Source organism: Paraliobacillus sp. X-1268 (genome assembly GCF_003426095.1).
Taxonomy (GTDB): domain Bacteria; phylum Bacillota; class Bacilli; order Bacillales; family Amphibacillaceae; genus Paraliobacillus_A; species Paraliobacillus_A zengyii.
In genome coordinates this window covers 1-7,959 of record NZ_QJSK01000039.1, presented here as the reverse complement: position 1 = coordinate 7,959, position 7,959 = coordinate 1, and the positions used below count along the sequence as shown (strand labels likewise).

At 35.3% G+C, this 7,959-nt stretch carries 7 protein-coding genes, 2 tRNA genes and 2 rRNA genes; 10 read left to right on the top strand and 1 reads right to left on the bottom strand.

The features are described from left to right. From D2K62_RS18430 to tsaD, 9 genes are all read left to right on the top strand, one after another. Positions 1 to 125 (top strand): 23S ribosomal RNA (locus D2K62_RS18430); the annotation flags it as partial. A 64-nt stretch (positions 126 to 189) separates the two neighbouring features. Continuing rightward, a 5S ribosomal RNA gene (rrf, locus tag D2K62_RS18425) occupies positions 190 to 305 on the top strand. Between the two features lie 41 nt (positions 306 to 346). Further along, a tRNA-Met gene (locus D2K62_RS18420) sits at positions 347 to 423 on the top strand. A gap of 7 nt (positions 424 to 430) precedes the next feature. Further along, positions 431 to 507, top strand: a tRNA-Asp gene (locus D2K62_RS18415). A gap of 661 nt (positions 508 to 1,168) precedes the next feature. After that, positions 1,169 to 2,143, top strand: coding sequence for a thiamine-phosphate kinase (gene thiL / locus D2K62_RS18410; protein ID WP_112179738.1), 975 nt, complete (start codon positions 1,169 to 1,171; stop codon positions 2,141 to 2,143). Positions 2,144 to 2,148: 5 nt separating this feature from the next. Then, positions 2,149 to 2,607, top strand: coding sequence for a tRNA (adenosine(37)-N6)-threonylcarbamoyltransferase complex ATPase subunit type 1 TsaE (gene tsaE, locus D2K62_RS18405; protein ID WP_117149620.1), 459 nt, complete (start codon positions 2,149 to 2,151; stop codon positions 2,605 to 2,607). Then, positions 2,604 to 3,311: a tRNA (adenosine(37)-N6)-threonylcarbamoyltransferase complex dimerization subunit type 1 TsaB gene (tsaB, locus tag D2K62_RS18400; RefSeq protein ID WP_112179740.1), complete on the top strand. Its 708-nt coding sequence runs from the start codon at positions 2,604 to 2,606 to the stop codon at positions 3,309 to 3,311. Before tsaE ends, tsaB begins: the two co-directional genes overlap by 4 nt. Next, positions 3,304 to 3,750: a ribosomal protein S18-alanine N-acetyltransferase gene (rimI, locus tag D2K62_RS18395; protein ID WP_112179741.1), complete on the top strand. Its 447-nt coding sequence runs from the start codon at positions 3,304 to 3,306 to the stop codon at positions 3,748 to 3,750. The genes tsaB and rimI overlap by 8 nt, the downstream gene beginning before the upstream one ends. After that, a complete protein-coding gene (gene tsaD, locus D2K62_RS18390; RefSeq protein ID WP_117161869.1) occupies positions 3,750 to 4,781 on the top strand; it encodes a tRNA (adenosine(37)-N6)-threonylcarbamoyltransferase complex transferase subunit TsaD in 1,032 nt (343 codons plus the stop codon). Before rimI ends, tsaD begins: the two co-directional genes overlap by 1 nt. A gap of 249 nt (positions 4,782 to 5,030) precedes the next feature. On the opposite strand, the gene D2K62_RS18385 is transcribed toward tsaD, so the two are convergent. Beyond that, positions 5,031 to 6,968, bottom strand: coding sequence for an ABC-F family ATP-binding cassette domain-containing protein (locus D2K62_RS18385; RefSeq protein ID WP_112179743.1), 1,938 nt, complete (start codon positions 6,966 to 6,968; stop codon positions 5,031 to 5,033). A 205-nt stretch (positions 6,969 to 7,173) separates the two neighbouring features. On the opposite strand from D2K62_RS18385, the gene D2K62_RS18380 reads away from it, so the two are divergent. Then, positions 7,174 to 7,812, top strand: a complete 639-nt coding sequence (locus D2K62_RS18380) for a redox-sensing transcriptional repressor Rex (RefSeq protein ID WP_112179744.1) — start codon at positions 7,174 to 7,176, stop codon at positions 7,810 to 7,812. Positions 7,813 to 7,959 lie beyond the last annotated feature (147 nt).

Here is a 7,959-nt window from a genome sequence, read left to right as displayed (position 1 = left end):
TCAAGATGAGACTTCTCATCTTTTTAGAGTAAGATCCCTCAGAGACGATGAGGTTGATAGGTTCGAGGTGGAAGCGTGGTGACACGTGTAGCTGACGAATACTAATAGATCGAGGACTTAACTATAATACTATATGGTGTCTTGTTGTAATTCTTATCTAGTTTTGAAGGTACACTATCTTCAAAATGGTTTAGTGACAATAGCGAAGAGGTCACACCTGTTCCCATGCCGAACACAGCAGTTAAGCTCTTCAGCGCTCATGGTAGTTGGGGCTTTGCCCCTGCGAGAGTAGGACGTCGCTAAGCCAGAATTTTTTTAATATAGTAGGTTATATAATCTACATTATCGCGGGGTGGAGCAGTCTGGTAGCTCGTCGGGCTCATAACCCGAAGGTCGCAAGTTCAAATCTTGCCCCCGCAACCAAATTATTGGTCCGGTAGTTCAGTTGGTTAGAATGCCTGCCTGTCACGCAGGAGGTCGCGGGTTCGAGTCCCGTCCGGACCGCCATTTTTATTTTAAATTAATAATACATATAATTGAAGCCTTAGGAATATACTCCTAAGGCTTTTTTGAATAAAATTATTTATCTACCAAAATTATACTTTTTCTGAATACTAATTTTTCATTGAAGGACGATTAATAAAATATATTACTTTTAAAATGTATGACTCGATCTATATTTCGACGCAGCGAAATTTTTTTATCCACTATGTCAGCAAATTGACTCCCTTTTCTGTGCGCAAAGCTTAAAGTTTTCATTGGTAAAGAAAAACAAATTACCAAGTGGATCTTCGACTCGTGCTGTTCCCACAGAACAAGTAATGCTTCAAAGCTATACATTGCAAGAAGAAAATCGCTTTTAATTTTCCATGAGTATCATCCATTTGCTTCTTCAGTTGGATATAATTTAAAAGTAATACGCAATACGCAATCTGTTGGCTCATAAAGTTTTATTGTGCTCATAACAACGTTGATCTATCTGTTATAGCACCTCCAACAATAAACTGTACCAACTAATGTATTTCCAAAGCGTGTTAAGCCTGTAATGTTTACGTCGAAGTTTATAGATATATCTTCTTGAAATAGCCTAAATATATGCGTCATGATTTTTAATTGTTTGTTTTTTTGCTATGATATAGATAGTAATAATAAAAAATGAGGGTCGTTCATGGATGAGTTTAAATTTATTGATTCAATTAAACAGAGTACGTATAAACAATCAAGCATAGTTAAAGGAATTGGTGATGATGCAGCTGTTTTTCGCCAGAATTATCAAGATGTAGTCACAGCTGTTGATACATTCGTTGAGAATATTCATTTCTCAAGAGAAACAATGGATCCGTATCATGTTGGATACCGCGTCTTGGCTACAAATATCAGTGATATGGCAGCAATGGGTGCTACGCCGACTTATTATATGATCTCAATAGTAATACCAGAGGATTGGTCTGATCAGGAGTTACAAGAAATTTATCAAGGAATGAAGGCTATTGCATCAAATTATCGTATGGATTTAATTGGTGGTGATACTGTAGCTGGTTCCGAGTTAGTAGTTTCTGTTACAATTATAGGTATTGTCGACAAAGGAAAAGCACGGTATCGAAGTGACATGAAAGAAAATGATATACTATTCGTAACGGGAACATTAGGAGATGCCGCTGCAGGACTATATTTATTAACTACAAAAGAATTGGATAACTTAAAGAATCATAAGTATTTAATTGATCGACATCGTTTACCTACACCACGAGTGGCATTTGCAGAAGCTTTAGGAGAATTAGATCGTGTAGCATTAAATGATATAAGTGATGGAATTGCTAGTGAAGCAAATGAGCTTGCTGTCGCGTCAAATCTTACCATTCATCTTGATTTGTTAAAACTACCAAAGCATGAGAATTTAACGCAATTTACAAGTGAACAACAACGAAACTTTCAATTGTTTGGCGGAGAGGATTTTGAGTTGATAGGATCAGTTCCCCAAAAAGATTGGAATAGAGTCCAAGAGGCAGCTAAGAAAACAAATACGAAAATTACAAAGATTGGCTTTGTATCAGATGAAGAGTCTACTAATAAGCTGGCTTTTATCCATGAAGGTGGAGCGAAGAAGTTATTAAATAAAGACGGCTATACACATAGGAGATAGAGTTTATGACGAAAAAATTTGAGATTATAACACATACATCTGAGGAAACAACGCGTTTGGCTGAAAAGTTAGCAATCTTGTTAAGACCAGGTGATGTAGTCACATTAAAAGGTGATTTAGGTGCTGGTAAAACGACTTTTACTAAGGGAATAGGTGCTGGATTAGGTGTTAGGCGAACAATAAATAGCCCCACCTATACAATTGTAAAAGAGTATGTCGGTGAATTAACACTTTATCATATGGATGTTTATCGTCTAGAAGATAGTGAAGAAGACATTGGATTTGACGAATACTTTAATGGAAATGGTATATCGATAGTAGAATGGCCACAATTCATTCAACCGTTTTTACCTGAAGCGCGGTTAGATATATCTTTAGAAGTGATAGACGATCTAAAACGAAAGATTACATTTTATCCAAAAAGCGCTGATTTTCAAAGGTTATGTGAGGAGTTATTACGATGAATATACTAGCAATAGATACATCAAGTGAGACGATGGGAATTGCCATATACGAACAAGATAAATTGAAAGTTGAATATATTTCTAACAGTAAGAATCAGCATTCTGTTCGATTAATGCCTGCTATTCAGCAACTTATGAGTGATGCAATGTTAGCGCCCAGAGACTTATCAAGAATTGTTGTTGCGAAAGGTCCGGGGTCGTATACTGGTGTAAGAATAGGATTATCAACTGCTAAAACGATGGCATGGTCTTTAAATATTCCTGTAATAGGAATTTCTAGTTTAGAGACACTAGCACTACAGGCAGCAAGTTTTCAACAACTTATTTGTCCGTTTTTTGATGCGAGACGTGGATTAGTCTATACTGGATTGTACCAACCTAATGATATTGGTGTATTGGAATCAGTAGAAGAGGAACAAAATATTTTATTTGAAGATTGGTTAAAGCAATTAAAACAAAAAAATGAAAAGATCATTTTTTTAAGTCCAGACATAGAGATGTATAGGGAATTAATAATGGAGACACTTGGCGAGTTGGCCATTATTCCATTAGAATCATTTCATATTGCAAGACCATCACTATTAGCAATAGCAGGAAGAGATCGTCAACCTACTAATGTACATGAGTTAATTCCAAATTATTTACGGTTAGTAGAGGCTGAAGCGAAATGGTTAGAAGCACAAAGGAAAGAACATAATGGATGATATCCTTTTTAGAGAAATGACATATAAAGATATAGAAGAAGTAGCAATGATTGAAAAAAAATCATTTACCTTACCGTGGACAATAGATATATATGAAAAAGAGTTGACGGAAAATTCATACGCACATTATTATGTTGTAGAAAAAAACGATAAGATCATTGGTTTTTGTGGTGTATGGATCGTAATTGATGAGGCACAAATAACAAATATAGCTATCTTGCCAGATTATCGTGGTCAAAATTATGGTGTAGGTTTATTCCAATATATTATTAATCAAGTTATTGCAAGTGGGGTAAGAAGACTTTCTTTGGAAGTACGTGTATCAAATATAATTGCACAGAGGTTATATCGGAAGTTTGGTTTAAAACCGGCCGGTATAAGGAAAAATTATTATACTGATAATAATGAAGATGCAATAGTGATGTGGGTGGACTTATAATGCATACAAAAAAAGATGAATACATATTAGCAATAGAAACGAGTTGCGATGAAACTGCTGCTGCGGTTATTAAAAATGGAACAGAAGTAGTAGCTAACGTAGTAGCATCACAAATTGAAAGTCATAAGCGTTTTGGTGGTGTTGTCCCTGAAATTGCATCACGACATCATGTTGAACAAATTACAATTGTATTAGAGGAAACATTTGAACAAGCTAAAATGACTGTAGATGATGTTGATGCAATTGCTGTTACAGAAGGCCCAGGTCTAGTTGGTGCTTTGTTAGTTGGGGTAAATGCAGCAAAAGCCTTAGCATTTGCTCATAATAAACCACTAATTGGTGTACATCATATTGCGGGTCATATTTATGCAAATCGGTTATTGGAAGAATTCACTTTTCCACTCCTTGCATTAGTTGTTTCTGGTGGACATACAGAGTTAATTTTAATGCGAGAACATGGAAAATTTGAAGTCATTGGTGAAACGCGAGATGATGCAGCTGGTGAAGCTTATGATAAAGTTGCCAGAACATTGGATTTACCCTATCCTGGTGGACCACAAATTGATAAACTAGCACAAATAGGTAAAGAAGTGATCGATTTTCCACGTGCTTGGCTTGAAGAAGGCTCTTATGACTTTAGTTTTAGTGGCTTGAAATCCTCCGTAATCAATACGATTCATAATGCGACGCAACGTGGAGAATTTTTAAAGAAAGAAGATATAGCAGCAAGTTTCCAAGCTAGTGTGGTAGAGGTTTTAACAGAAAAGGCTTATCAAGCAGCAAAGAAATACCAGGTAAAGCAAGTTATTGTAGCAGGTGGTGTAGCTGCGAATCAAACCTTACGAAAGTCCTTAACAGATAAGTTTGAACAGGAACCAGTAGCGTTACTCATACCACCGTTATGGTTGTGTACCGATAATGCTGCAATGATAGGCGCTGCAGGATCGATTGCTTACACCTTAGGTCATCGTTCAGATTGGTTTTTAAATGCTAACCCTGGGTTAGATATTGAGCTCTATGGTCGACGCTAAGAAGCGAAAGGATAAATAATTCCTTTCGCTTCTTTTTTAAATGAAAAACTATGTTATCCACAGAAAGTTATTCGAAATGTGGATACATTTTTACAAACCCACTAATAACATATACTATAGTTGTGCACAATTTCTGTGGGTAAGTAGTTAAAAAACTGTTGATAAAGTGGATAACTTGTAAATACATTATATTATAAGTACTTTTTATGTATATAACCCTGTGGACAATAAAAAAGGCTAACTCTTTTGTTAGCCTTTCACTTCTTCCTGAAGCAATTCCCATTCCTCCATTAAATCTTCCATTTGTTTATTATTCTGGTCATTTTTTTCTGTTAATTCTAAAGCTTTTTCATGATCTTGAAAAATTTCTGGCTGGCATAATAAATCTTCATTTTCAGCTATTTCCTGTTCGAGTACTTCTATTTTATTTTCTATTTCTGTAATTCGTCTCTCTTTCTTACGTTGTGTTTGCTTCTTTTCTTTATCAGTATGAAAGTTAGTCTTCACGTCTTTGGTTTTTGTGACTTGATTAGAAGTCTGCTCTTCTAATTTTTTTAATTCAAACGCTTCTTGTTTCTTTTCTAAGTAATAATCATAATCACCTAAGAAAATAGTAGCCCCGTCTGGTTGCATTTCGATAACTTGAGAAGCAATTTCATTAATGAAATAACGATCATGTGAAACGAAAATCAGTGTTCCTGGAAACTCTAGTAATGCAGCCTCTAATATCTCTTTACTGTCTAAATCTAAATGATTTGTTGGCTCATCGAGTACTAATAGATTTGCCTTTTGCATCATGAGTTTAGCAAGAGCTAGTCTAGCCTTTTCACCACCACTTAGGGAGTTAACACTTTTTAAAACATCGTCACCAGAGAATAAAAAGTTACCAAGCACTGTCCGTATATCTTTTTCATTTACTGTTGGATAATCGTCCCAAAGTTCCATTAAAACAGATTTAATGGAACTGAGATTTGCTTGTTCCTGATCATAATAACCGATTTGTACATTGCTGCCAATATCGATAGACCCACTAGAAGGCTCTAGTTCATCTATAATCGTTTTTAATAAAGTGGTCTTCCCTACACCATTAGGTCCAACTAAAGCGATGCGGTCACCTCTATTTGTTTGGAATGTAAGGTCAGAAAAGATAGTCTCTTCATCCTTGTTATAACGAAAAGCAAGGTTATTAATTTTTAAAACATCATTACCACTTCTACGATTTATATTGAAGGAGAAGGTGGCTGAAGATTCATCACCACTGGGTTGATCTAATCTATCCATCTTTTCTAGTTGTTTTCGTCTACTTTGTGCTCTTTTAGTTGTAGATGCGCGAACAAGATTCTTTTGAACAAAATCTTCAAGTTTTTTTATCTCGGTTTGCTGTTTCTCGAATTGCTTCATTTCTAACTCATAATCTACAGCCTTTTGTTCTAAATACTTAGTATAATTACCATGATACTTTTTCGACTGATTACGGGAAATCTCATATACCGTTTTCGTTGTCTTATCTAAGAAATAACGATCGTGTGAAACAATTACAACCGCACCATCATAATTATTTAAATAACCTTCAAGCCATGTTAATGTTTCAATATCTAAATGGTTTGTTGGTTCATCTAATATTAAAATAGAGGGCTTTGATAGAAGTAGTTTTCCTAACGCTAAACGTGTTTTCTGACCACCACTAAGTGTATTAATTGGCGTTTCTAGGTCGTAGTCTTGAAAATGCAAGCCATTTAATACAGACTTTATATCGGCTTCGTAGTGATAACCGCCCTCCATTTTAAAGGCTTGTTGCTGTATATCATATTGTGCAAGTAGTTGTTGATATCTTTTTTCATCTTGAATAATTGCAGGATCGCCCATTTGTAATTCCATTTTACGAAGTGCAGTTTCCTTTTTTATTAAATCCTCGAAAACATGAAGCATTTCAGCCCAAATGGTTTCATTGGTCTCTAGCCCAGTGTTTTGTGCTAAATAACCTAAGGAGACATCTTTTGGTTTATGGATTTCACCTTCATCGTAAGAGAGGAGACCAGCCATTACTTTTAGTAAGGTTGATTTACCTGCCCCATTTCTACCAACAATAGCAATCCGATCGTTGGTTTGTATTTCTAATTTTATATTTGATAGAATTAATTCAGCACCATATCTCTTCACTAAATTGTTTACTTGCATTAAAATCATCTTTTTGTTCACCTCATCTTTTCTAGTGTATCGCACTTTTTATCACACTAGCAAGCAAATGGACGTGTATTAATTGGTGAATTGCTTTATACTAGAAGAAGTAAGTGAATTAGTTCACGACAAATACGTTGGATTTTAAAAATGTATGGCTTTAGGTCAAGGTTTATTAGGGGTTTGTACAAATTGTTATAAAGGGGATTGAAATATGCAAAGTAAAATACCACAAGCAACAGCTAAAAGATTACCATTATATTATCGCTTTTTAAATAATTTACATATACAAGGAAAATCGCGTGTCTCTTCAAAAGAACTGAGTGAAGCAGTAAAAGTTGACTCTGCAACGATTAGACGAGATTTCTCGTATTTTGGAGCATTAGGTAAAAAAGGTTATGGCTATAATGTCGAATATTTATTAGGCTTCTTTAGAAAAACATTAGATCAAGATGAGACGAGCAATGTAGCATTAATTGGTGTAGGTAATTTAGGAACTGCCTTTTTGCATTATAATTTCACGAAAAATAACAACACAAAAATAGAAATGGCATTTGATGCAGATGATGGTAAAGTAGGCCAAGAAATTGGAGGTGTACCGATTCATCATATAGATGATTTGGAAAAGAAACTTGGTAACGTTGAGGCGGTTATTTTAACTGTACCAGGTGCAGAGGCACAACAAATAACGGATCGATTAACTGATTCCGGAATTACAGGTATTTTAAATTTTACACCTGCACGTATAAATGTTTCAGAAGATGTCCGAGTCCATCACATTGATTTAGCAGTTGAGTTACAGTCATTGTTATACTTCATGAAGCATTATCCAAATGATGCAGTAGAGGAATAGAAATAAAGAGGCTGGGACAAAACTAGCCAAAAATAACGAAAAAAGGTTCCAATCATCATAGAAAGATGGTCGGAACCTTTTTTTGTTAGATTATATTCAGGCGTTGTTGTACCATTCGCATGTTTAGCGGTGTACTTCCTCAAGTTC